Origin of the sequence: Flavobacterium cerinum (assembly GCF_004028155.1) — a bacterium.
Classification (GTDB): domain Bacteria; phylum Bacteroidota; class Bacteroidia; order Flavobacteriales; family Flavobacteriaceae; genus Flavobacterium; species Flavobacterium cerinum.
This window is the reverse complement of sequence record NZ_SBII01000002.1, coordinates 31,230-56,770: the sequence shown is the minus strand read 5'-3', so window position 1 is coordinate 56,770 and position 25,541 is coordinate 31,230. Positions and strand designations below refer to the sequence as shown.

The 25,541-nt window shown below is 32.7% G+C and carries 28 protein-coding genes; 18 read left to right on the top strand and 10 right to left on the bottom strand.

Going from position 1 to position 25,541, the window contains the following annotated elements; all coding sequences use genetic code 11:
* Positions 1–247 precede the first annotated feature (247 nt).
* The 7 genes from EPI11_RS03185 (at position 248) to EPI11_RS03155 (ending at position 5,028) form a co-directional block, all read left to right on the top strand.
* Positions 248–1,945 carry an RluA family pseudouridine synthase gene (locus EPI11_RS03185; protein ID WP_394343627.1) on the top strand — a complete coding sequence of 566 codons (1,698 nt, stop codon included), beginning with the start codon at positions 248–250 and terminating at the stop codon, positions 1,943–1,945.
* Positions 1,946–1,968: 23 nt separating this feature from the next.
* The gene (locus EPI11_RS03180) at positions 1,969–2,757 is read left to right on the top strand and encodes an alpha/beta fold hydrolase (RefSeq protein ID WP_128388512.1); all 789 of its coding nucleotides are present in this window, start codon (positions 1,969–1,971) and stop codon (positions 2,755–2,757) included.
* Between the two features lie 79 nt (positions 2,758–2,836).
* A complete protein-coding gene (locus EPI11_RS03175) occupies positions 2,837–3,076 on the top strand; it encodes a hypothetical protein (RefSeq protein WP_128388511.1) in 240 nt (79 codons plus the stop codon).
* A gap of 184 nt (positions 3,077–3,260) precedes the next feature.
* Positions 3,261–3,584, top strand: a complete 324-nt coding sequence (locus EPI11_RS03170) for an ArsR/SmtB family transcription factor (RefSeq protein ID WP_128388510.1) — start codon at positions 3,261–3,263, stop codon at positions 3,582–3,584.
* Between the two features lie 5 nt (positions 3,585–3,589).
* Positions 3,590–4,057 carry an SRPBCC family protein gene (locus EPI11_RS03165; RefSeq protein ID WP_128388509.1) on the top strand — a complete coding sequence of 156 codons (468 nt, stop codon included), beginning with the start codon at positions 3,590–3,592 and terminating at the stop codon, positions 4,055–4,057.
* Positions 4,058–4,063: 6 nt separating this feature from the next.
* Complete coding sequence (locus EPI11_RS03160; protein WP_128388508.1) at positions 4,064–4,447, top strand: DoxX family protein; 384 nt, start codon at positions 4,064–4,066, stop codon at positions 4,445–4,447.
* A gap of 11 nt (positions 4,448–4,458) precedes the next feature.
* Positions 4,459–5,028 (top strand): DUF4256 domain-containing protein, encoded by a 570-nt coding sequence (locus EPI11_RS03155; RefSeq protein WP_128388507.1) that lies wholly within the window; start codon positions 4,459–4,461, stop codon positions 5,026–5,028.
* 85 nt (positions 5,029–5,113) lie between these two features.
* Here EPI11_RS03155 and EPI11_RS03150 read toward each other — a convergent pair whose 3' ends face one another.
* From EPI11_RS03150 to EPI11_RS03135, 4 genes are all read right to left on the bottom strand, one after another.
* Positions 5,114–5,587 (bottom strand): hypothetical protein, encoded by a 474-nt coding sequence (locus EPI11_RS03150; protein WP_128388506.1) that lies wholly within the window; start codon positions 5,585–5,587, stop codon positions 5,114–5,116.
* A 174-nt stretch (positions 5,588–5,761) separates the two neighbouring features.
* Entirely contained in the window at positions 5,762–5,965 is a 204-nt protein-coding gene (locus EPI11_RS03145; RefSeq protein ID WP_128388505.1) for a hypothetical protein, read from the bottom strand.
* Positions 5,966–5,988: 23 nt separating this feature from the next.
* Positions 5,989–6,189 carry a hypothetical protein gene (locus EPI11_RS03140; RefSeq protein ID WP_128388504.1) on the bottom strand — a complete coding sequence of 67 codons (201 nt, stop codon included), beginning with the start codon at positions 6,187–6,189 and terminating at the stop codon, positions 5,989–5,991.
* 28 nt (positions 6,190–6,217) lie between these two features.
* Positions 6,218–6,424: a hypothetical protein gene (locus EPI11_RS03135; protein ID WP_128388503.1), complete on the bottom strand. Its 207-nt coding sequence runs from the start codon at positions 6,422–6,424 to the stop codon at positions 6,218–6,220.
* 166 nt (positions 6,425–6,590) lie between these two features.
* Here EPI11_RS03135 and EPI11_RS03130 point away from each other — a divergent pair, with 166 nt between their 5' ends.
* The 8 genes from EPI11_RS03130 (at position 6,591) to EPI11_RS03095 (ending at position 13,632) form a co-directional block, all read left to right on the top strand.
* Entirely contained in the window at positions 6,591–8,402 is a 1,812-nt protein-coding gene (locus tag EPI11_RS03130; protein ID WP_128388502.1) for a tetratricopeptide repeat-containing sensor histidine kinase, read from the top strand.
* The gene (locus EPI11_RS03125) at positions 8,402–9,148 is read left to right on the top strand and encodes a LytR/AlgR family response regulator transcription factor (protein ID WP_128388501.1); all 747 of its coding nucleotides are present in this window, start codon (positions 8,402–8,404) and stop codon (positions 9,146–9,148) included. Before EPI11_RS03130 ends, EPI11_RS03125 begins: the two co-directional genes overlap by 1 nt.
* A 140-nt stretch (positions 9,149–9,288) precedes the next feature.
* Entirely contained in the window at positions 9,289–10,107 is an 819-nt protein-coding gene (locus tag EPI11_RS03120) for an energy transducer TonB (RefSeq protein ID WP_128388500.1), read from the top strand.
* A gap of 290 nt (positions 10,108–10,397) precedes the next feature.
* The gene (locus tag EPI11_RS03115; RefSeq protein WP_241657573.1) at positions 10,398–11,126 is read left to right on the top strand and encodes a DUF1266 domain-containing protein; all 729 of its coding nucleotides are present in this window, start codon (positions 10,398–10,400) and stop codon (positions 11,124–11,126) included.
* A gap of 147 nt (positions 11,127–11,273) precedes the next feature.
* The gene (locus tag EPI11_RS03110) at positions 11,274–11,996 is read left to right on the top strand and encodes a leucine-rich repeat domain-containing protein (protein ID WP_128388498.1); all 723 of its coding nucleotides are present in this window, start codon (positions 11,274–11,276) and stop codon (positions 11,994–11,996) included.
* A 28-nt stretch (positions 11,997–12,024) separates the two neighbouring features.
* Positions 12,025–12,624, top strand: coding sequence for a hypothetical protein (locus EPI11_RS03105; RefSeq protein ID WP_128388497.1), 600 nt, complete (start codon positions 12,025–12,027; stop codon positions 12,622–12,624).
* A gap of 60 nt (positions 12,625–12,684) precedes the next feature.
* Complete coding sequence (locus EPI11_RS03100) at positions 12,685–13,176, top strand: imm68 putative immunity domain-containing protein (RefSeq protein ID WP_128388496.1); 492 nt, start codon at positions 12,685–12,687, stop codon at positions 13,174–13,176.
* 39 nt (positions 13,177–13,215) lie between these two features.
* Positions 13,216–13,632, top strand: a complete 417-nt coding sequence (locus tag EPI11_RS03095; RefSeq protein WP_128388495.1) for a DUF4259 domain-containing protein — start codon at positions 13,216–13,218, stop codon at positions 13,630–13,632.
* Positions 13,633–13,780: 148 nt separating this feature from the next.
* On the opposite strand, the gene EPI11_RS03090 is transcribed toward EPI11_RS03095, so the two are convergent.
* Positions 13,781–14,854, bottom strand: coding sequence for an alpha/beta hydrolase (locus EPI11_RS03090; protein WP_128388494.1), 1,074 nt, complete (start codon positions 14,852–14,854; stop codon positions 13,781–13,783).
* Positions 14,855–15,477: 623 nt separating this feature from the next.
* Between EPI11_RS03090 and EPI11_RS03085 the strand changes: the two genes are divergently transcribed.
* Positions 15,478–16,050, top strand: coding sequence for a hypothetical protein (locus EPI11_RS03085; protein WP_128388493.1), 573 nt, complete (start codon positions 15,478–15,480; stop codon positions 16,048–16,050).
* A 237-nt stretch (positions 16,051–16,287) separates the two neighbouring features.
* Positions 16,288–16,605, top strand: coding sequence for a hypothetical protein (locus EPI11_RS03080; RefSeq protein ID WP_128388492.1), 318 nt, complete (start codon positions 16,288–16,290; stop codon positions 16,603–16,605).
* Between the two features lie 201 nt (positions 16,606–16,806).
* Here the strand turns inward: EPI11_RS03080 and EPI11_RS03075 are convergent, their stop codons facing one another.
* The 5 genes from EPI11_RS03075 to EPI11_RS03055 all read right to left on the bottom strand — a co-directional run bounded on the left by EPI11_RS03075 (position 16,807) and on the right by EPI11_RS03055 (position 23,845).
* Positions 16,807–18,381, bottom strand: a complete 1,575-nt coding sequence (locus EPI11_RS03075; protein WP_241657572.1) for a DEAD/DEAH box helicase — start codon at positions 18,379–18,381, stop codon at positions 16,807–16,809.
* Positions 18,356–18,490, bottom strand: a complete 135-nt coding sequence (locus EPI11_RS19225) for a nucleotidyl transferase AbiEii/AbiGii toxin family protein (RefSeq protein WP_241657571.1) — start codon at positions 18,488–18,490, stop codon at positions 18,356–18,358. Before EPI11_RS19225 ends, EPI11_RS03075 begins: the two co-directional genes overlap by 26 nt.
* 56 nt (positions 18,491–18,546) lie before the next feature.
* A complete protein-coding gene (locus EPI11_RS03065; RefSeq protein ID WP_128388491.1) occupies positions 18,547–19,332 on the bottom strand; it encodes a type IV toxin-antitoxin system AbiEi family antitoxin in 786 nt (261 codons plus the stop codon).
* 619 nt (positions 19,333–19,951) lie between these two features.
* The gene (locus EPI11_RS03060; protein WP_128388490.1) at positions 19,952–21,337 is read right to left on the bottom strand and encodes a S41 family peptidase; all 1,386 of its coding nucleotides are present in this window, start codon (positions 21,335–21,337) and stop codon (positions 19,952–19,954) included.
* Between the two features lie 777 nt (positions 21,338–22,114).
* Positions 22,115–23,845 (bottom strand): hypothetical protein, encoded by a 1,731-nt coding sequence (locus EPI11_RS03055; protein WP_128388489.1) that lies wholly within the window; start codon positions 23,843–23,845, stop codon positions 22,115–22,117.
* Between the two features lie 574 nt (positions 23,846–24,419).
* Between EPI11_RS03055 and EPI11_RS03050 the strand changes: the two genes are divergently transcribed.
* Positions 24,420–25,469 (top strand): hypothetical protein, encoded by a 1,050-nt coding sequence (locus EPI11_RS03050; RefSeq protein ID WP_128388488.1) that lies wholly within the window; start codon positions 24,420–24,422, stop codon positions 25,467–25,469.
* Positions 25,470–25,541: the final 72 nt, after the last annotated feature.

Below are 25,541 nucleotides of genomic sequence, written 5' to 3'. Positions count from 1 at the left end.
AACCAGTCGCTCACTATCGAATTAAAAATCAGGTATTTATACTCAACTAAAAACCAGGTATTTATACCTGTATAATAAACGATAAAATAACACCTCTAATGGATACAATTAATTACTGATAGCATCTAACTCATTAAAATGCAAAGGGCTGAATAATCCTTTTACTTTTTATAAAAACAGAATTAAATTGTTTCACAATCATATACCACCAAAGAATATCCAGTACTTTTGCACTACAAAAACAATAGTGAAAAAAGTGACAAACAATAACCAAAATAGTATTTCCTACTTTTCTGACAACACCATAAACGGAATAGAACTGCCCGGGCGATTTACCTTTCCGTTCTTTTATGAACCTCATCCGTTAACTAAAATTGCTGCTGATGAGCTACAGCATTATTTGGAAACACAAATAGATCTGGATCATAATTTTGGACTTAGAGAAAACCAAGCGGGAACGGCTGTAGGGAAAATGTTTGGCGTTTTGGTTGTTCAGGATGCTCACGGAAAATTAGGATATTTATCGGCTTTCTCTGGGAAACTAGCCGGTTCTAATAATCATCCAAAGTTTGTTCCTCCTGTTTTTGATATGCTCATGGAAGACAGCTTTTTTCTAAAACAGCAATACATCCTCAATGACATCAACAAAAAGGTTAAAGAGATAGAAGCGGATGAAGAATACAGGAGCTTAAAACGGGAATTTGAATTAGCTTCAGCTCAATCTATTGAGGAAATTAATGCCTTTAAGAAACAACAAAAAAGTAATAAAGCAGACCGAAAAAAACTTCGTGCTGAACAAAAAAATACTTTAAGCAAACAGGAATATGCAGACCTGGAAGCCTATTTAATACGTTACAGTTTACACGACAAGCATGAGTTCAATGTGCTTTCGAATAATTGGGCTCAGCTACTGGAAGAAAAGAAATCAGCAATAGCATCATTTGTTGAAAACATTGAGACCTTAAAAAAGGATCGGAAAGAAAAGTCCAATGCTTTACAGCAGCAGCTTTTTGACCAATATGTGTTCCTGAATAAAGACAATAAAGAAAAAAGTTTAGAAGCCATTTTTCGGGATACAGTTTTTGGGAAACCACCCGCAGCAGCCGGAGAATGTGCAACCCCAAAGCTTTTACAATATGCATTTCTTAACGGATACAAACCTCTTGCTATGGCAGAATTTTGGTGGGGAATTCCTCCAAAATCGGAAATAAGGAAACACAAGCAGTTCTATCCGGCCTGTACCGGAAAATGCAAACCTATCCTGGCACACATGTTGGAGGGAATCACTTTAGACGAAGATCCTTTTTTAAAAAATCCGGGGGAAGACAAAAAACTTGAAATTGTTTATGAAGACGATCATTTTGTAATCGTTAATAAACCTTCTGGATTGCTCTCAGTTCCGGGAATTCAAATTCAGGATTCGGTTTATACCCGCCTAAAATATGCATTCGAAACTATCGAACCACTCATCATCCATCGATTGGATATGCCCACTTCAGGTCTTTTAGTGGTCGCAAAAACCAAAGAATCGCACAAGGAGATTCAAAAGCAGTTCCTCAAACGAACTGTAAACAAACGTTACACCGCCTTGCTCTCTAAAGTGATCGAACAGCAGGAAGGAGAAATTACACTTCCATTACGGGGAGATCTTGACAATCGTCCGAGGCAATTGGTTTGTTTCGAATTCGGGAAAAAAGCCATTACCAAATGGAGAGTTATTGAGCGAAATGAAGTGACTACCAAAGTTCATTTTTGGCCGCTTACAGGACGGACCCATCAGTTACGAATGCATGCAGCACATGAGTTGGGACTTAATGCTCCTATTGTTGGCGATAACTTATATGGAACCGATTCCAATAGACTTTACCTCCATGCTGCTCATCTTGAGTTTACGCATCCGATAACAAAAGAAAAACTGAGCTTTGATATAGCAGAAGATTTTTAAATAAATACAGATCATTTATTTTTATGACACAGGATACTACCGGGAACTTGATAAGCATACAGGGAAACAATCTTTATATTGAATATCGAAATGATTTCGAGGACCGCCCTACACTTGTCTTTTTACATGATTCATTGGGATGCGTAAAGCTTTGGAGGGATTTCCCCGAAAAACTTGCCGAAGCCGCTCAATGTAACATGTTAGTATATGATCGTCTAGGTTATGGGAAATCTGATCCTATGCCTACTTATGAAAGACCTATTCACTATATGGAATTAGAAGCCGATGTTTTAAACGATTTGCTTACAACATTAAAAATAGACGATGCCATATTATTTGGGCACAGTGATGGTGGCACTATTGCTTTGCTTACAGCCGGTAAATATAAACAGCGAATCAAAATGGTTATATGTGAGGCTGCCCATATTTATGTAGAAGACATTACATTAAAAGGAATCCACGAAGCTATTGAAGCGTATAAAACCACCAATTTATCTGAACGATTGCAAAAATACCATGGCGACAAAACGGATATGCTTTTTAAAGCATGGACAAAAACCTGGACAAGAAGTGATTTTAGAGGTTGGAACATTGAACACATGCTGCCCGATATTAGCTGCCCTCTTTTGTTTGTACAGGGTGAAGCAGACGAATATGCAACATTAGAGCAGGTTGAAAAAACCATCAAAGCCGTTAGCGGAAAAACAGAAGAATATATCATCCCAAATATTGGACATACACCACACAAAGAAGTTCCGGAACTGGTTTTAAAAAAGGTAACTGAATTTATTAATCAGATTAAAAAGGATTAAAAAATGAAATGTCATTTATGCATCAGCCTTTAATTTGTATTTTCGTTTAGTATCAAACTACGAACGATATACCATTTACATGAAAGAAGAGCACAAAATTATATTGGAATTATTAAGTTCTTACTTGGATAAAAATCCGGAGCAAAGATTCGGTCAGGCTATTTTTAATTTGGGAATTAATGAATTTCAAAATAATTCAGATCTAAAGAATCCAAATTATAATTTGAGGGATATTCATAATGATAAGGATACCGATGTAATTGAAAGAATTAAGAATCAGTTGATCTGGCTCGATTCACAATCAAAAATTCCGGAATAAAATTATAGTCAAAAACTCCATTATTCTTAATGGAGTTTTTTATTTTATCACTACAAATACCTTTATTTCTCCAATTCATTTGCTCATACTTAAATAGTTTACAACCCTTTAAATATGAAAAAATCATAAAAAAATTTGCGTAGTCAAATAACTACACTTATATTTGAAGTCAAATAACTACACGATGAATTTAAGACGAGATGTATTTCAGGCAATAGCAGACCCAACGAGAAGAGCAATTCTTTTATTGGTTTCTTCCCACTCTATGACAGCTGGAGCTATCGCTGCGAATTTTGATACAGCAAGACCAACTGTTTCGAAACATTTACAGATACTAACAGAATGCCAACTGCTTGAACAGCAACAAAACGGCAGGGAGATTCACTATCACATTAATGCTGAAAAGATGAAAGAAGTAGCTGAATTCATTGAACCATTTCGAAAAATGTGGGATGACCGATTTAATAAACTGGAAGACATAATGAAAAACTACAAACCAAAAGACTAAACAATATGGAACCAAAAACAAAGATCCATGCCGAAAACGGTACGCAGGAATTGATTGTAACCCGGGAGTTTGACCTTCCGTTGGAACTACTCTTTAAAGCTTATGCTGAACCTGAAATTGTAGCACAATGGATGGGAACAAAAGTAGTAAAGCTTGAAAACAAAAAACACGGCAGCTATGCTTTTGAAACATCTGACCCTAAAGGAAATGTGGTGTTTAAAGCCAATGGAACGATCCATGAATATATCCCGAATCAAAAGATAACACGAACATTCGAAATGGAGAACAGTCCATTTGATGCTCAGATTGAATATCTGGATTTTGAAAAACGTACTGATACTACCAGCAAACTTACAATGCATATTGTATACAGATCAGTGGCGCTCAGGGATCAAATGCTGCAAATGCCGTTTGCGCAAGGTATCAACATGGCACATAACAGACTACAGGATATAGTAAATCAATTAAAATAAAATATCATGGCAAAGAGAAACAAAATTATCTACTGGATCGCTACACTTTGGCTTGCATTAGGAATGCTCTCAACCGGAATAGTACAATTAATAAGAATGCAGGAAGAAGTGGATAACATAACCCATTTGGGTTACCCTGTTTATTTATTAACGTTACTGGGCATTTGGAAAATTTTAGGAGTCGGCGCAATACTAATTCCTAAATTTACACTACTAAAGGAATGGGCCTATGCAGGTTTCTTCTTCGCAATGTCCGGAGCAATAATTTCTTATATAGCAACAGAAGCCCCTGTTGCCAAGATATTCCCTCCCTTACTGCTTTTAATATTAACGATACTATCATGGTACTTAAGGCCTGCTGACAGAAAATTTATTTCAACGAATCAATAAAAGGAAATCATATGAAAAACAGTAATAAAAAAGAGTTGTCACAAGAACAGCATGAAGAGCTGTTAAAAGTATTGAAAACCCGTTTTGAGAAAAACATGAACCGTCATAAAGGTCTTGAATGGAATACAATACAGGAAAAACTGGAAGCCAATCCTGAAAAACTATGGTCGCTTGACGTAATGGAAGAAACGGGAGGTGAACCGGACGCAGTAGGCTTTGATAAAAAAACTGGTGAATATATTTTTTATGATTGCGCTCCCGAAAGCCCTAAAGGCCGTAGAAGCATTTGTTATGACCACGAAGCACTCGAGTCAAGAAAAGAGCATAAACCTAACGATAGCGCCATAAACATGGCTGCTGATATGGGTATTGATATCTTAAATGAAGAACAATACAGGGAATTACAACAACTGGGGAATTTTGATACCAAAACATCAAGCTGGATACAAACCACTCCCGAAATTAGGAAACTTGGCGGTGCCCTTTTTTGCGACCGCCGTTACAACACGGTTTTCCTGTATCATAACGGTGCAGAATCTTACTATGCAGCCAGAGGATTTCGTGGTTCCTTAAGAGTTTAATTTTTTACCTGCATGATTATTTAAACACTTTTATCAAATAAACAAATCAAAAGCTTCAGTGATTACTGAAGCTTTTTGATTTAAACTATTTACTATCTGAACTTATTACTTCCTTAAAGATAAACTTGCTATTTGAATAATTGATAGGGACTGTTGCTATAAAATGAGGTATATTTAAATAGCTGTTAGCTGTACCCCGTCCAAGATAAAGCATATTGTCTTTTTTAAGCAAAGCGATCGGCACACTCTTTTTATGGCCTCCACCAAAAGGTTTATAGGTAAAAATACCCCGTAATGTATCCTTAATGATCTGCCCCCTAACTTCACCTGAATCCTTACCGGTTCGTCCATAAAGTATTTCATAACTTCCATAAAACTCTGTTTCGTCTTGTGTAATATCCAGGTGTGCTGTATCACGACCATTGATCGCCATATAGTGTTTGGATTGATCAATAAAATCTTTTTTCTTTGTTTCACAACTTGAGACTAAAGTCATCAAAAAAAGCATAACAAGACAACCATTTAAGCCTGAGTAATTATATTTTACAATTATATTCATTGATTATTTTTAAATTGTAGGAAAAATACAAATAAAAAAGAAGTAGTCGGCCAAATAGATTAAAAACAAAAAAGCCTCAGTTTTCACTGAAGCTTTTTTTTGTATTTCCGGCTCATAGATAAAAGCACACTATTGTCTTAGCAATAACAGCTTTCATCGCCCCTGCATTTAATATTATTTTACTTCTGTAGTAGTTGTTACTGTAGCAGCTTCTGTTGATGAAGCAGCTTCTACAGGAGCTAAAGTATCAGCTGGCTGTTCTGTAACTTCTGTTACAACTTCAGTTTCAGTTTCAACTTGAGGTTCTTTTTTACCACAGCTTGTTAAGCTAAATGTTGCAGCAAGTACTACAGCACCTAATACGATTACTTTTTTCATAATTCTTATTTTTTAAAAAATGATTATTTTACTTCTGTTGTAGTAGTTACTGTAGCAGCTTCAGTTGATGAAGCAGCTTCTACCGGAGCTAAAGTATCAGCTGGCTGTTCTGTAACTTCAGTTACAACTTCAGTTTCAGTTTCAACTTTAGATTCTTTGTTACCACAGCTAGTTAGGTTAAGAGCTGCAAGCAATACTGCGCTTAGTACGATTACTTTTTTCATAATGATTGTTTTTTATATTTTAAAATAATTATTTTACTTCTGTTGTAGTTACTGTAGCAGCTTCTGTTACTGTAGTACCTTCTACTGGTGCATCAGCTTCCGTTGTAGCTAAAGTGTCAACTGTTTCAGTTGTAACTTCTGTTTCAACTTCTGTTTTTGCGTCAGCTTTCTTATCACAGCTAGTTAGGTTAAGAGTTGCGAACAATACTGCGCTTAATACGATTAATTTTTTCATAATATTAGTTTTTAATGATTTTAGATTTGGATGTTTTAATCTGATACAAATGTATATCGTTAAGTGGGTCGTTTTTTGGAGAAATGGTGAAACCAGTATTTCACTTGGTAAAAGCAATAGGAAAAGCATGTAAAATTGATTTACTTTACATTATAATACCAAAAGAATGCTTCGCTTTATCACCCTACCTCTACTATTTACACTGCTTTTACTCCCAATAGGGTTAAAGGCACAAGATGGCACACCTAAAAAAAAGGAAACACCTGTTGAATTAAAAAAGGCAGCAAATAACCTGGAAAGATCATTAATTGAGAATGACAATTCTAAAATTGCGCGCAATTATGAACTTCTTGCTCAGGAACTCGATGACAAAGACGATTTGGCAAAAGCAGAAGAATACTTATTTAAAGCACTGGAAATATACACCGCCTCAAATAATATTGCAGGAAGATCAAGGGTAATCAGGAAAATTGCCAAAGCACAGGAATCACAAAACAAATTGCGTGCGGCATCCAAAAATTATAAAATAGCCGAAGAAACTGCTACTGATAAAGTTTCTAAAACGCTCAATTTAAATGACTACAACCGCCTGAAAAATTCGGGTAATATGAAAGTCGAAGATCAATACCTAAATGCCAATATCGCATTACTTAACAAAGAGGATAAAAAGGGAGAAGTGGCAGATGCCTATATACAACAGGCAGAATTAAACCTTAAAAACAGTGATACTGTAAATGCTCTGGAGAAATACCAGCAGGCACTTCCATATGCTAAAAACATGCTGGGAAAAACAATTAAAGTATATAATGAAATTGCTCCCTTATATGTTTCGGGAAAGCGCTATGAAGAAGCTGTTTCGGTAGTAAAAGAAATATTGTCTATAGCCCGACAAATCAAAAACCACGACATAGAAATACTCCAGCTGCAATACATCGCTTCTATCTATTTTAAAATGAACGATACTGTAAATGCTGTAAACGCCTTAAAAGAATCGTATAAAATAGCCTCTGCAAACGGAAAGACCTTTGAAGCCAGAGAAAGCCTGATACTGCTCGTAGAATATTATAAATCCACAGGAGACGACAAAGAAAGTATGGCGATGTATGAGGATTTTATAAAAAACATTGACCGCATAATACTGTCTGACAACTCGTTAACAGATGCTAAAACCTTTAAGGTAACTGAGGAACGAATACGCAGACTTGAAAGTGAAAAGATGTTTAAAGACGAACTTATTAACCGAAAAAATACATTCAACTACTTCCTTTTAGGTGTAATGGTATTGCTTTTACTCCTTTTCGGACTTATTGTAAAGGCTTTGTATTCTATTAAAACAAAAAACAAGGAAATTGCACTTCAGTCATTAAGGCGCGAAATGAATCCGCATTTTATATTTAACAGCCTCAACAGTGTTAACCAATTCATTGCGCAAAATAATGAACTTGAGGCCAACAAGTATCTTACATCCTACTCTAACCTCATGCGGAATACAATGGAAAATTCCAATAAAGATTTTGTAACCTTAGGTAATGAGATTGAAAACCTTACGAAATATCTCGAATTGGAACATCTGCGTTTTAAAGATAAATTTGATTTTGAAATAAAGGTGGATGAAAAACTTGACTACGACACCATCTGGATACCCAACATGATCATCCAGCCGCATCTTGAAAATGCGATTTGGCACGGACTTCGCTATAAAGAAGAAAAAGGGCTTCTGAAAATGACTTTTTCGCTTGAAGAGAAAAACATACACATTACTATTGATGATAACGGCATAGGTTTTACTAAAAGCAGCGAACTTAAAACGCACAACCAAAAGGCACATGAGTCTCGCGGGTTGACAAATACAAAAGAACGCATGTCGCTATTAAATGAATTGTACAAAACGAAAATAACGTTTTCAATGACCGAGAAACAGTATCCTGAAACAGGAACTATTGTCCAAATTACATTTCCAACAATAAATAAACCATAATGAGCTTTACAAAAATAAGAAGCGTAATTGTAGAAGATGAAACTGCAGCCAGAGAAGTACTGCGAAGCTATCTTACGAAATACTGCCCACAGGTAGAGATTGTTGGCGAAGCACAAAACAGCAGAGAGGCTATACCATTACTGCATGAATTACAGCCTCAACTTGTTTTTCTTGATGTAGAAATGCCTTTTGGGAATGCTTTCGACGTACTTGAAGCCTGTAGCAGCCTTGCTTTTGAAACCATTTTTGTTACTGCTTTTTCTGATTATTCTCTAAAAGCCCTTAACAGAAGTGCCGCTTATTACCTGTTAAAGCCCATAAGTATCGAAGAGCTTATTGTTGCTGTTAACAAGGTACATCAGCAGATCATGAACAAAGAATTGTTTAACCGAAATAAGGTCATCCTAGAAAACTTCAGGGAACCTAAAGCGGAAAAGCAACAGGTAATACTCCCTACTATGGAAGGCTTTGAGATCGTGAAAATGGAAGAAATTATACGACTAAAAGGGAATGGTAACTTTACTGATCTTTATCTTACCAACGGCAACAAAAAAATGGCCTGCCGTTTTCTTAAACACTTCTCAGAGATGCTGCCCCTTCCTTTTATAAGGGTTCACAAATCACACATTGTTAACCTCAATTTTGTAAAACTATACAATAAAGGTGGTTACATCACATTGGAAGACGGTGCAGAAGTAGAGATATCCCCAACCTATAAAGAAGAATTTTTAAAGAATTTTAAATAATACATTTATAAAGAAAAAGCTTCAGCAAAAAAACTGAAGCTTTTTTAATTCTCCAGTTTTTTCGAATCATCTTATACCTATTTAAAGAAACGTATACCAATTAATTCTATATTAGTGATTGTTAAAATGAAATACAAATCATGAAATTTATCATTATCCTATTTTCGCTTTTTTTCCTCAATTCTTGTAACCAAAAAACGGAATTAGAAAAGTTTGACAAAAATGGAAAACCAATTGTGTATAGCGAAGAAGTCTATATGAAAATGTGGTTTAAAAATCGAAATCCTGACGTAACAGTTATTGATACATTTTGTATCAATCAAAAAACCAAGGCGGTTAATGATATCAAAAATGGTAAATTAACTTACACATTGATAAATGGCTACGGTATGTATGACTATAGCGATAAAGAAATGACCGAATTACTTTTAAAAAAATCAATCGTACTGAATAGTGTGCTAAAACCTTGTATGGGCCCACGAAAAGGATTCAACTGGTACTGCTATGCTGAATTAATGAATTCAGAGATTGAGAAAAAATTCGGGGAAAAATTTATTGATTCTTTGAGGAATATTGCCGACAAACAATTCATTGAAAAAAATCCAGGACATGTTTTTAGTTTTCATGAATGTGATACAACTTCAAGATATTCTAACGCAAAAAGCTATGAAGAATATTTAACAAAACCCAAAGATGATTTTATGAATGGGTTAGATTATCCTGGAATGAATAAAGTTAAAAAAGAAAGAGTTAATACCGAGGTTTTCTTTGTAATATATAGAGATGGAACTATTGGAAATATAAAAGCTAAAAGTGACTTTAGCAAAGCTAAAAACAAAATTTTTGCAAAATATTTTGAAAGTAAGGCACTCGATTTTGTAAAAAAATCGAAATGGAAACCTGCAAAATATAGAGGCATTAACGTGAATAGTGAAATGTACTTAAATTTATATAATTAAGGATGAATCAATACACAAAAGCTTCAGTTCTCGCTGGAGCTTTTTTCTTTTCTATAAAGAATACGCTCTCAACGACTAATATAGAGTCTAAACAACTTCATTCTAAATAAAAACAAGAAAAAATACAATTAGCTTAAGTACAAATCATCGGAAAAGAAAACTTTATTTGTAATAAAATAGCCATATATTAGCTTGCCAAAAATTGATTTAAGTCATTATAAAGGCAATATAAATAATAGACAACAGACCACAAACAACCAAACAATTAATTATAACAAATTCTCATTACAATGAACACTTACTTTATTATTGGCGGTATTGCCGCACTATTTATTGTATACATAATCATCTTAAAAACGAAGATGAAAAAAAACAATGATAAACTATTAGAAAACTTTAATAGCAATCATTCTGAAGAACCATTAACTGAAGAACAAAAAAGACTACTTTCTTTTGGAGGCATTTTGTTTTATTACAGAGGCGAAAAAATACTGGGAATCAAACCCGAAAGTAATCTAAATGAGTATATCGGAGGATTGGCGCAACAATGGGAAGTAACAAATACAGAAGAAGCTAAAGAAACTTTGAATGATTTATTGCTGCTACAGAGAAGTAGTGAATTTGACCCTATTTTTCTTGAATCAACAAAAGAATTAAGTAGTATTCAAAAAGATATTTCAAAAGGTCTAGGATTAGACATAAATACTGTTGCGCAGGTAAAATCTACTTACGCATGGGATATTTGCAGAGCTGTATCATTAGCAAAATGGTGCTACTGGGCAGGCTATCTAACAGAAACCGAAACTTGGGAGGTTATGAAAAAAGCTTCTGAAATAGCAGTTACAAAAGGTCAAAACTGGACTGACTATACGGTTTCCTTTTTATTAGGAAGAACAATACAAGGATTTGACCTGGATGAAATGATCGTAGAAAGTAAACAAATACTAACTAGCAAAGGACCATCATTAAGAAAAATTGCAGATGTGGATATCTATGCAAGATACCCATTCAAAAAATAATAACTTTTTTTGACAAAAACAAACACCACAAAGCTCCATTAGAAATAATGGGGCTTTTTTAGATCAGTTTACAAACCATTTTCTAAAAAATAGAAAAATCACTTATATTAGCCTGACACAACCAAAACACCATATCTTGAAGTAAAGATGAATTGGAATAAGTATTTATCAGACAATAAGGCTCCTTATGGAGCATTGGCACATTTGGGCGTTTTAAACGGAGAGATTGGTGGGATTTATGATTTATCTCAATTACCAAAAGATGCGAGAAATTTAAGTTTATCGACTCCTTTAAAAAAATCCAAACTAAAATACACAAACTTTTCTTCTTTGATTGGTAATGATAAAATTGAAGCGATTTCGTTAAATGACATTGATGAAGCACGACTTTCAGTATTTTCTACACTGCCCAATTTAAAATACCTTCAGATCAGTAACAATCAACAAACCGAAATTCCGGATTTATCTTGCCTGAAACCAGTAGAAGTTTTAATCCTTGCAAGTATTAAAAAGGTGGAAAATATAGATTTCGTTATAGGTATGAAAAATCTAAAGACGCTTTACATCTATGGTATTACCAACCTATATGATATAACGCCTATTGCAAATTTGACAACGTTGGAGGAACTTTCATTAAACCACGGGAAAATGAGTGGCACCGGAAAAGCAATTAAAGGTATTGAGCCTTTAGCAGAATTAACCAACTTGCATTATTTGCGATTATCCTTAGTGGTAGAAAACAAGAACTATAATATAACTCCTCTAGTAAAACTAAAAAAATTACAAGAGTTACACCTACTCCCAAGGTACTTAGACAAAGGTCACAAAGAGCTCCTGCAAAAAGAACTACCACTTCTAAAAGAAATATAAACTAAGGTAAAAGCTACCCCATTTACAAATGAGTTACACCAAATTAAATAACGAAATTGAAAGGTATTACAAGCAAAACAATATGTCTTTTGGTTATAACGCTTTAACTACAACAAAGGAAGAGCAAGAAGAAAGATTAAAAACCTACAACCAAACAAGGGACATAATCGTTAAAAAATGGATTGACGAAGGTAAATACAAAGAATTGATTTCTAGTGCACACGGTAGGTGGTTTCCTTATGACGAATTCACAAAGCCTTTAGCAGAATTTTTCATAAAAGAAGGGCTCATTTCTCAACTAAAATTTTTATGTGAAAAAGAAATTAGGTTAAAGATTGAGGACACTCTTAAATGTGTTAAAAATGTAGAAGAAAATTTCCCAACAGTTACAAAAGAAGAAATGACTACCTACAACTTAGAAGTTTATCTCGAAGGAAAATCATACCATCCCATTGGCGAATTGTCTAAATGGAGGGCTAAATCTTTAAAATTATTAGACAATTACATTGAACTTTTAAAGAACACAAGCGAAACTGCATACCTTGAAACTATAGAGGATATACGTAAAAAAGTAAGTATGATGACGATTAAAAAAAATGACCTGAAGTTTATTAAACATAAGATTTAAAAAACACTCCCGCTCATTGAGGGTAGGTGAACACATAACAAATCGATAAAACTAAGAAATATGTTTATAGAAAAATGGAAAGACACTGCATTTGGAAGTGATTATGGGGCAGACTTTCAACGTTTTTTAGAGAAAATCCCAACCGATAAATTAACATTAGCAGACATTTATGAGCGTTGTGACTTAAAGAAATATTTTGACCAACCCGACACGTTGAATCAAAGAACGGATAATAATGTAAAATTAGATAATCCAAATTTTGAACAATTTGTACATTATGAAGATGCTGTAATTGCATTGACAGCAATTGTAGTTGAAAGCGAATTAAACGGGTGCGCAGATCTATCTAATGCATATGGTTCGAAAACATTAGCTCTTGAAACTACAAAAGAAGAACTGGTAACATTAAAAAATGCATTGACAGAGATTTACGAAAGTCCAGATAAATTTATTTTATTTGCAATGCTTGATAACAATGAACGAAATGAAACACTTCTTACTATTGCAGAAATTATGGAACAATTAAAAAACTGTATTGACAAAACAATATAAATACAACAAAACTAGACACTAACACTAAAAATAAAAATTATGGGCGCTTGGGACTACGGCATTTTTGATGATGACACCGCATACGATTTTACTGAAGAAATTAGAAAGAATCCAAAAGAATTCTTTAAAACATCTTTTAACAATGCAATAGCTGCAGACTATTTAGAATATGACGATTGTCATGCCGTTACGGTTTCTGCTGCGTATCTTGACAACTTGCTAAATGATACAACCTATAGGACAGACAGTAATGAGGAAGAAGATGAAAGTAATGTAAATAATTTCGGGAAATTACATGGTGACTTACAAGTTGACGAATTAAAGCCATTGGCAGTAAAATCATTGAAAATTGTGATTAGTAGTAATTCTGAACTTAATGAATTATGGTCTGATAATGAAGAATTGTATCCAAAGTGGAAACAAAACATTGAAGAGTTAATGGAGCGATTAAAGTAAAACTAAAAAAAGCTTCAGTTTTAACCGAAGCTTTTTTAAAATTCTGTGGGCTGTCAGTGACAGCAATCGAATATTTAATATCTGTTTTTGACATTTTTTAATTGCCTTAAAATCGTGGAGTATTACCCTTAAACAAAATATTGATTACTTAATTATGCTTTTTAAAAAAAGCTTTCATTGCACTATAATATATTTCAGGTGCTTCAAATGGCGTATTATGTGAAGCATTTTTTATATATAGCAGCTCTTTATCCTTCTTGGGAATATTTTTAAGCGCCTTATAAATCGTTTTACCCTGCTCAACCCCAATTGCATAATCAAATTCTCCTTGGATAACTAATACAGGTTTTTTAATTACGTTAAGTTCATTTAGTATATTCAAATTATTGTAAGATTCCGTATTCATAAAAACTTCGTTTACATATTCAAGCTTTGCAATTGCCTTTTCAAGAAGTTCAGGAGTGTATTTTACCCTATCATAGAAAGCCAGATCATTAAGTAGTTCTGCCTTTTTTACTTTCATTTCTGGCTTAGCCCAATAAACATCAAAGCCTAAATCTTTGGGGAATTCATATCTTAAAAGATTCATATCATTAAAAAAATCTTTGAATTCACTTTTTTCAATCTCATCTAACTTTGTTAAAATCGCTTCATACCTTTTTATCTTGATAGAATCGGTAGTGTTTTTTAAAAGTTCGTTAGCTAATTTACGTTCATGAAGTATTAATGCGAAATTTCTTTGTGGACTATCTGCAAATCCAGAACTGCTAATAAATGAATTGATTTTTTCCTGATGTTTAATCAGATACAAAAAGCCGTACGTCCCACCCCAAGAAGTTCCTAAAAGATTTATCTTCTTGTTTGGATATTTATCTTTTACATAATCTACAACATCATCCAAATCCTTAACAAATTGGTCTGTTGTAAGCATTGATTTGTCTTTACAATCATCCGATTTCCCGCCGCCTCTTTGGTCAAAGTAGACAACTAAATAATCTTTTTCAAAAACATCTCTAAAAAATTCGTGATCTACAGAAAAAGCACCAGGTCCTCCATGTAGTACTATAATTATCGATTTTTCTGAATTACCAATAACACGGGTATAAAGGTTTGATTGCTCAATCGGTATAAAAAACTCGCTATCAATTTGAGTACCTTGAGCCTTGCAAGGATTTATGCTTACACAAAAAAATGCTATGAAACATAGTAGTAGTCTTTTCATTCTTGTTGGGTTATTAGGTATCTTAGGATAAATTAATAGCGGGCTTGTTTACAAGTAGCCAAAATAGTGCTTTTTATAGGGGATCGAATACAAAAGTTATCAAAAAATAAGGCATAAAAAAACTCCTTAATTTCTTAAGGAGTTTTTTGTGGGCTGTCAGGGACTGCAATCGAACACTTAATCCCAATTTTGACATTTTTTGATAACTTAAAATAGGTTGCCTAACACTTCGAGTCCTATTTAGACTAAAGCTCTCAATCTTTTGGCTTATGTATATGAGGTTTTAAAACAGGATGTTTTTGGCTGATTTGATGGCGTCACTCTTCTTCTTTCATCTGGTGTGCCATCTGGTGTTTTAGGTTTTGGACCTGGTTTAATTGCTTAAATTTTTTCCATGATAAGTGTTTAGATTAAAATCATTTTTTCAACGAGACTTCTTGAAAAGCCTATATTCTAGATACAAATAACATTAATAAAAGTATCATCTCATTACGGAAAACCATAATTTACGAAAACTTATTTAAATAAAAATATCAATAAATTCGTTAGATTTTTCAATTTTTCCGCTCAATATCTAAAAGACTTTCTATAAATTTAATAGAAATTATTATAAAAGGAAGTTTATGGAAACAAAGGAATTTACAAGGAAAGAATTATATGATTTGGTGTGGTCAACATCACTTAGTAAGCTCACATTACAATATGCTTTTTCAAATGAAGGTTTAAAAAAACTCTGCAAGCAATTCGAAATCCCTATGCCTGATAATGGCTATTGGATGAAATTGAAGTTCAATAAAGAAATTGAAAAGCCAAAATTTAACCCAATTTTTGATGGAGAAGATAAAATCATATTAACTATACGAGAAGATGGGAATCTCGTTAACATAGACCAATCTCCCCTTACTATAAAAACGAAAGAAATCTTAAGTGATTCTAAATCCCCTTTAATTGTTCCTGAAAGATTAAGTAATCCAGACATTTTAATTCAAAATACTATAACATTTCACGATAAAAGAAAGAATGATCATTATTATAGGGATGAAAAAATTGATACTGTTTCCATTTATGTAGTCCCGGATAATTATAGTAGAGCTCTAAGAATAATGGATACGTTTATAAAATTACTAAGATACAGAGGTCATTCATTTAGAAGAGATATAAATAAAAGGACCATGTATTGTAGTAAACGATGTTGAATTTCATTTTGAAATAAGAGAAAAGAATAAAAGAATTCCTTCGGATAAACCTTATGGATCATCTACTTACATTCCAACAGGTATTTTAATTATAAAAATTGGGGAAAGTTATAAGGCTAAAGAATGGAATGATGGTGCTATAAAATTAGAAAATCAGTTAGCTAAGTTGCTAAGATTGAATTAGAAGCAAAGGAAGAATTAGTATGGAGAGAAGAATGCAGGTTGCACCATATTAAAATGGAAGAAGAGGAAAAAATAAGAAAGGAATTCCAGAAGAAAAGAGAGGTTGAACTCCAAAGAACAAAAGAATTATTTAATAATGCAATATATCACAACAAAGCCAAAATAGTTAGAGAATACTTGAATGAGTTAGAAACTAAAGCGTCATTAAACAATCAACTCACAATTGAATTACAAGATTGGTTAAAATGGGCAAAAGACAAAACAGATTGGTTTGATCCAATGATAAAAAAAGAGGATATCCTATTATATGAATCCGATAAAGAAGATCTCATTCAGATTAAAAAAAAGGAAAATAATTTTTATAGATATTAAATGTCTTTAAGTGAAAAATGACAGTGTTTTAAATAAAATTATAACAATTTAAACGGCACTTAAATTCAATAAGAGGTTAGGATTCTGTACTAAGAGGGTCACGCTTTTATGGTAAAAGGACAGTGTCCCCCTATTTCATACACTATCTATGCTTTATCTATGCTTATGATAGGTATTTGACAAGACACACACAGATTTTTTTTAAGTTAGCCTCTCTTCAATCAAATTTTTCCAAATGATAGAACCTTTTCTATCCGTGGAATAATCGTGAAGTACTTTACTGAAATTATCGGGCGGATTTTCTATAAAAGCTTGTCTGCCGTTATTTCTAATTATATTTAGGTAGTTGTCAATCTGCTTTAATATATCGGGAATAAATTGTCTGTCTTTTTCAAAATGCCAAATATAGGTTGCTTCTTCTGTATTTAAGGTTTCTAAAACAATATGGAATCCCGTTTTCCCCGCTAGAAGGAAAACAAATGAAAATGGATTCAAAACGAATCGGATTTTAAGAATAGTTCTCTCGTGATACTTAGCTAAATATTGTAAATGCGTTTGGTGTTTGTAATTTTGATTCTTCAAAAAATCATTCAATAATTCATCTCCTGAATCATATAATTTTTGGTTGTTTTCATTCTGCAATTGATTAATATCCAGCAAATTTTCTTGATCTATTGTGTTTGCTTTGCCTAAGAATGTCTTCGCAATGAATTTAAACTTCACTCCTTCAATCAATTTTTGAGTTATTTTTTCTAGATCATTGGATAGCGCCAATTGTGAAATTAATTTTCCGTTTTCAAACTCAGCGTGAATTACAGCAGTAATATTTTTAATTTTGAGAGACTTAGAGAAATAATCTTTCAAAACTTCAAATTCGGGTCTAATTTCAAGATTTTCAATATCAAATTCAAGTTCTGTTTTAATTTCAGACACATCGTATTTAAAAGCAATACTTCCGTATCTAAATTCAAGTTTTTCAAAAGGAATCTTTATTTTTTGATCAATTACGAAAGAGTCTTTTGAAACAGTAATTTCCTCTTCGGGTTCATCAAATAAGGTGGCTAGTTTATCAATTTTTCTGTAATAGACATTTCTTTTAAGAAACATTTTGTTTAAGTAATCAATCTTGATGTCACGATAATCGTAAATAGTTGGAGCTATTTCCGATCGTTGGACTCTACCGATGTATTGAATTAATTTGCCCTCAAAAGAAAAAGGATAAACAAGAAATAGACAATTGGTGTTTTGCAGATCAGTTCCTTCACCAAAGAATTGCCCAGTGGTGATTAATACTTGATAATTTCCTTCCTTTAGTAATTTCCATTTTGAGTTTTTGGCACTTTCAGAATCTTCTCCACTTAAAGTAATTACTTCATAAGATTGTTTTAAATATTGATTTAGCGAGTCAATATGTTCTTTACGTTCTGTAATAATAACAACTTTTTTGTCAAATTTCAATTCATTAATCACATCTTCAAGAATTGATTTGTTTCGAGTAGAATCGTGAACTAGAATTTTTGATAAAGTTTCAAATTTGTCTGTTTTTGAGTTGAATGGCACATCAAGTTCAGTGTTTCGAATGATAATTTTTGGTCTTTTAGATGTGCTTATTTCATTTGATTTTATTTCAGCAATTACTTCGCCTAAATGAATAAAAATAAGTTTACTGTCATTGTATTTTCGAAATGGCGTTGCTGTTAAGCCATACAAATAAAAGGTTTGTAATTTTGAAATTGCATTTCTAAATGTTTCAGCAGGGAGCTGTTTCTCGATCATCCATTGGTATGTATAGTAAATCAATGTCAACCGAAAGACGAGGAAATGCTCTGTAAAATAAATTGATTGCAGTTCCTCCCTTTAGTGCAAAACATTTTTCGGTATCCACTAACGGTAAGACACGAACTAAAAGCTGTACTTATCTGCGGTATATACTATTTGCGTCTATAGCCATTCTGGAACTGTTATTTTATATTTATTATCTAATTTTCCACCTTTTATCAGCATTCTGTTTCCAGAACCGAATGTTATGTTTTCTCGATTTATTTTGCCCAACCAAACATAATTTTGACGGTCTGCAAACCAAAAGAAAAGCCGTTTTACTTTTACATTTTGACAGTCTTCCAGTGTTTTTTGGAGATTTCTAGGCGATAATGTAGTTAGCCCCTGCATTAATTGAACAGCGTGTTCAAAAGTTGTTTTTTGTGGCACGTCTAACAACACTTCTAAATAAGCTCTTTCTGGTGAAGATATGATCAGTTTTCTATTGTCATTATCCCAATCTCTCTCTACGGTAAAAGGTTGTAATAGTTTGTTTTCTTCTAATTTTTTGGCAAATAAACTATTGGTAGTATGTCTTACAAATTTTACATTCAAATCTAAATTTACAACCCATTCTGGCAGTACATCATTTCCAAATAAATGCACTATTTTATTTTCTGATAATGATAAGTAATGAGATAATCCCTGCATTTCAAGTGCTGTTAAGCCACCTACAACAAAATCTGTTTTCAAGATTGACTGCAAAGAGAAAACTACCGACTGCCAAGATATTTTACTGGTATTTCTAACATAAACTCCCTTACTTATGGATTCCAGTTGGTTACTTTTTACCAAATTGTCTATTGCGTGACGGGTTAAATTATTTTCCATAAGCCACTTATGAGTAGTTACTAAACCCTCGGGCATTATTTCGTACAACTCTTTTCTTCGCATTACATTTACAGCCATAATTTAAAAATTTTGCTAATTACGGTGTTAATCGCCGTTATACAAATATAATATAAATTATTTTATTTACAAAATACAATATTAACGGCGATTATCGCCGTTAATTATAATTTTATTAAACCATGTGATTATTGTCATTTTTATTATAAATGTAGTATGTAGATTTCATTGTAACTTAATTCAAAAGGATTCACGATTTTTAGTTGCTTATCCAACATTTTTTTCAATGATCCCTTAAGGTTCGAATGGCATTTTCAGTAAAGAAAGTTTGGGGCATGACTAGCGTCAACAAATAGACTTAAAAGTTTTTAAAAAAAAACAAAGCCACTGTCTACCAGTGGCTTTGTTTGTCTCTATGTGGGGTGTCAGGGACGGCAATCGAACACTTAATAACAATTTTGACGTTTTTTGAAAATATAAAATGAAGCATTTGGTAAAATAAGAGGAGCGTTAAAAACGTTTCGCCGCTTGGCAAGATTGCAAACTTCGTAATCGTTTATTTCCAATAATATAAATTTATTACTAGACATAAACGTAAATTTTACAAAAAAATCGCAATCTTGCCAAAAGGCTGTTATGCCTTATAGTCAGAATTTCATTCGTCAAAGCCTAAGTTTTTCTATTTACTGCCTTTTGCTTTTTCATATCGCATTTTTAAACCTTCTAAGTAGGGAGCTTTTTGCTCTTCTGCTAATGCAATTGATTTTTCAAAATTAGTCAAAGCTAAATTTTTCTTGCCATTTAGCTCAAGCATATCTCCATAAGCCAGATAAGTCATTGGAGATCTGGGATATAAAACCGTATTGCATTTTAATATTGACTCTGCTATAATCGGATTATTTTTGATATTTTGAGAACCGAAAAAATTAATATCCCCTTCACTGAATAGATTCAAATCATTCCCTTTGGTAAAAATCTGGAGTATTTGTTGATCTATTTTTGTAATATCACTATCTGAGTAAGATTGAGCTTGTTTATCAATAATTTCCTGTAATTCATTGTATATTTTTTTTGATTCTGATGCCTTTTTATTTCTATATACTTCCGCAGCTTGACTTGCTAATTCAACAGCTTTAGAATAGGCACTTTCACCAGAAGTTTTTATTTCCGGAATAACACCGGTTCCTTCCCAATTTGTTTTGGTTATCGGATTTGTACCTGTACCTGTCGGAATATAGATTTCTAAATCAGAATTTATCTTGAAAACATCACCCGGATTTGCAGCACCTCCAGTAACTTCTCCGACTAATGTAGCTCTCTTTTGACTTTGCATATTATAACTAAACTCCTCAGCTCCCGAAAAAGATTTGGAACTAGTAATTATAAATAAAGGAACATCAATCATTTTCTTTCCATTTACTTCATGAGTAATAACTTCATCCTTTCGATTTCCTTGTCTAAAATAAAGCGTATTAATCAATAAATTACTCTCCAAAAAATAACTACATAAGTAATTTACCGTTTTAGGATTACCACCACCATTATTCTGTAAATCAATAATTACAGCATCTGTGTTTGCTAATAGATGTATATATGCATCAATAGTTTTATTCGTTTCAGCAATAAAAAAGTTGATATTTAGATAACCAATATTCCCATCAATGATTTTAACCTCTTTAAAACCATTGGCTTGTTTTCGAATATCTGCATATTTTTTTAAATAACTTTGATAGTCATTATTTAAATTTCCCTGCTCTTTTACAGGAGTAAAAGCGGTCCAAACACCTAGATGTTTATCATTATTAACAACTCTAATTTCTTTAGTTAAGGCAATTGCAAAAGAATCAAGTAATTCGTGTTTTTTAAATTTACCTTCTTTTAAACTTTTATTCAAGTGACTAATTATCAACTCTGCCTGATCTGGAAAAACATAATTTTCTTGTAATAATAAATCAATTCTACTGATAGTTTCTTTTTTGAACTTTTCATTTATTTTTTTCTGTCCAAATACATCAACTTTAAAAACAATTAAAAATAAGAAGACATACATCAAAAATGATTTCATATTTTTTCTTTAGGATTAGTAATAATATTAATATTGGACATGAATTAATCTTAATCAAATATAGCTAAATGTTTCATTAACAAATGCAGCTTAATTTTTCTTTTTACTCGATGCCTTATTTGAATTTTGTTGTGTCGTCTTAAAATTACTGCTGACCTTTTGCATTCTGGCCATGTGGCAGGATATGCTCCAGTTTTTTAATGCATGTTAATCTCTTAGTGAAGTTGACATACTCTATGGTAATCTATCGTGAATTTTAAAAATAGTAAACAAAATAGAATACTATAATTGACATTTTTTTGTAAATTAAAATTTATTTTTTGAGATCCGGTTTTAGTATTGATCCCTAAAAATTAAGCTAAGAATTTATGAAGTATATTAACAAAAACAACGCCATTGGAATCCAATGGCGTTGTTTGTCTTTATGTGGAGTGTCAGGGTTTGGAATCGAACACTTGATACCTATTTTGACTTTTTTTGAAGCTATAAAATAACCTTTTTAAAAAATTTATAAAAAAACAACGCCCTTGTCTTCCAATGGCGTTATTTGTCTTTATGTGGGCTTTCAGGGACTACAGTCGAACACTTAATACTATTTTGACATTTTTTGAAACTATAAAATTAAATATCTCCTAACGTTTGGTCTATAAGCGAGGTTGCTGATCAAAGCGAGCCGAGTTCGCTCTGCTGAAGATAAATAATGTTCGTGAAAAGCAACTTCCGACTACCGAAATCTCGGCAATTCGACTTAGTGGTGGTTAGGCGCTGACATAGTAGTTAAACCAATACATCCCGAATGAGTTTTTTAATAACAAGGTTTTCAAGTTTAGCAGCAATTGGTGAAACATTATCTTGATGATCTTTCCAATGCATGCCCTCATTATAAATTACTCCAAGTAAATAATGTGATTCTGGAGAAACTACACCCATTTCCTCTGCTTTTTCAAGTTTGCTTCTCGTTTTATGAATTGCCAAAAATGTATCCCTTGCTTGCTGACTTTGAAGTTTATTATAAGCTATTTCCTCGATTCGTACGCGAACAGCACCACAAACTGCAAATGGGTCGTATGGTTGATTGTTTAAATAGTTTTGAGCTTGATCTGTCAAGTATTGGTTAAAGTTGTTTGCCTCTCCCCAAAGTTCACGAATTCCTAATGCTCGAAACTCGGCACGTTTATTAATTACACCAGGATCGTAATGAAGTAGGTATTTTGAAACATCGTTCTGAATTGACACATGTTCTCTGTTGCGCAACAATGTAGTCATACTCGGATTAACCTGAACTGTTGATGCATCTAAAAAGTAAACCTTTTGATTGCTAAAAGCAAAATTTTTAAAATACTGTGGATTTAAGTGTGTTAAGATAAGTGGATATAATCTTTTTCCTCGTGAAGAATAATCTTTTATAAGATTGGTTATATAATATTGTGCGGCTGTTAAATTGGCATCATCAAGATAGTCGAATACTTCATCAATTATCAAAATATTTGCATCCTTTTTCAATTCTCTTTTCGCTTTAAATAGCATAGAAATAAAAGTTAAAATATCTCGCTGACCATTAGATATACTTACAGCTGGAGGAAACTTTACAATCAATTTTCCTCCCGTTTCGCTGGCTCGAATATTTTGCCATGTACTATTAAAATCTGCTAAAGTTGTATCAAATTCTTGTTTGTCTAATCGATAGTTGTTAAATACGCAAGCATTTTTGAAAGAATCGGGATTCTGATTAAACATCCAGATTAATTGAATAGCTACGAGATAACATTTTGACTCTGAGTTATAACCTAAGTCAAAACTATGAATAAGGTCTCCTAAATTATTTAAGTAATCAATTTGTTTTAGTTCCTGTAGCTGATTATCTCTTATCCAGTCGGTTAATATTTGCGTAGAGCCAGTTTGTAAATTTATTTGGTCAATGACAGCATTAATCTGTGCGTTAATTCTGTTTCCATTTGCACGCTGCAAAGATTGATATAGTTCACTGATTTTTTGCATCAAAGTAAGATTTGATAATGCAACAGTAGCATTCGGTAAAACTTTAGAATTAGATCCAAATCTATCCTGTAAATCACGATAAGAATAATCAAATCTAATTCTATTCGGTATACGATCAATCAAAACAATATCTTTTATTTCTAAACTAGCAGTTGCCCTACCATAGATTGATCCGATTCCACGTGGTTTCGTGTTATTATTAATTACAAAATAATCGAATTCAGTACTTATTGAATTTGTTGTATTAGTCGCTTCGACATTGACGATAGAATTGTCGGGCTTTTGGTATTGTAATCTAATTCGAGGAAGGTTAGCGGTATTGCATTGATAACAGTCATCATCTTGCAATATTATTCTTCTATTGTTCATTGATTTGAAAGCGGTAGCTAGAGAACTTTTTCCAAATCCATTAGGCGCGACAAGTAAGCTAGGTTTATTTGGAAAAATGTCAAGATTAAAAGTTTTACGATGAATTCCTTTTATGTTTTCTATTTCGATAATTTTTATCATATTGATATAGTTTTAAATTGACTGAGATATACGTTTTACATATTTATAACTCAGAAATAGATAGTTAATTCTGCCAAGATATAACAAACTAACCGTTGATATTTACGGATTTCCATAATGCTTGTGATTAATTTATATATGTTGCTATTTTAAGCGATCTACCTTATCATGGGGGCTCATGCGCTACGTAATCAAGCACAAGTTTTTACAATAGTACACAAAACTGAATACTACAATTAATGTTTTTAATAAATTGAGATCTATTTTGGAAACAATAAAAATTAAGCTAAGTAATTTATGAAGTATGTTAGCCAAACAACACCATTGGAATTCAATGGCGTTGTTTGGCTTTATGTGGAGTATTAGGGATAGCAACTGAACACTTGATACTGGCTTTGACATTTTTTGAAAGCTTGAATGTTGTCTAATATATATGTTTATACGTTAAAATTTTCACGTACTTTGTAGCCTAATATTTTTAATAAATGTACACAACAAATAAAATTTTAAACGAGAGTTCCTCTGAGCAAACATTTCAAATTTCAAATTTAGTGACGCAAGATGCTAATTTAGTATGAATCTCCTAAATCAATATAAAAGCTTAGATAAAAAAATCTGGGATTACTATGCTGACAACACGCCTGAACCCATTCTAAATCCATTCCAGTCGAACATAAACTCAGAAAGGCAACACAAACAGTTTATTGAAAAATACTTTGGTAAATCAGGAAAACGAGAGGTGTTACAGGATTTTCAAGATGAAGATTTCTTTTCCGGAGATAGGGCAATACATACAAATTCTGTCTTTTTCTTTGGACTATTGATGCGTGAGAAAACAATTATTAAAGACAAACTATTCAAAGACAAATTATCAAAAATGGATTATCCCATTTTTCCATTCCTTTGGTTCTTGTCTATTTTATTCCATGATTACGCAATGAAAATTGAAAACGAGTCTGTTAAGTATTTAGCGGACTTGAATGACGTTAAAGACCTGATGAAAAAATATGACATTCAACACAACCTTCTTGAAAGGTCTTTACTAGACGTGAGTCATTACCTGCCGACACTCATATCAAAATATTTCCTATACAGACGGTTTTCTTCAAAAAAAATTGACCATGGCATATTTTCCGGGATGTATCTCTTCGATAGATTAGTAAAAATACGTCTGGCTAATGAATTTAAGAAAGGTCCGTTAAGTTGGCATGTTTCCTTGGAAGAAAAATATGCCTTGGCATCCTTAGCAATTGCATGTCATAATATTTGGACTACGAAAAAAGGCTCGGCTTATGAAAGCGAATATGTAAAATTCGAATTGAAGGATTTGATTATTCCTGAATTCAAACAAATTTCCTTAAACAATTTTCCATTATTATTTCTTTTTGGGATTGTTGACACAATCGATCCGATAAAAATATATTCAAGAATTGGACATCTACCCGAAGAAATTTTGTCAAGTCTTGAAGTTAATTTTACTCAAAACTCGTTTACGATTAAAAACACGGCGAATTCAAAATTAGATTTTGAAATCTTGCAAAAAGCATCTAATAATTTTATTGGATGGCTGACAGTAACAATTGATATTGCAACAAAGAATGAAATGACCATAGGATTTATTTAAATCAGGATTACCTTGCAACAGGCTTTATTTCTAAATAAATCGTTAACTCAATGTTTATAAAATGACTCGATT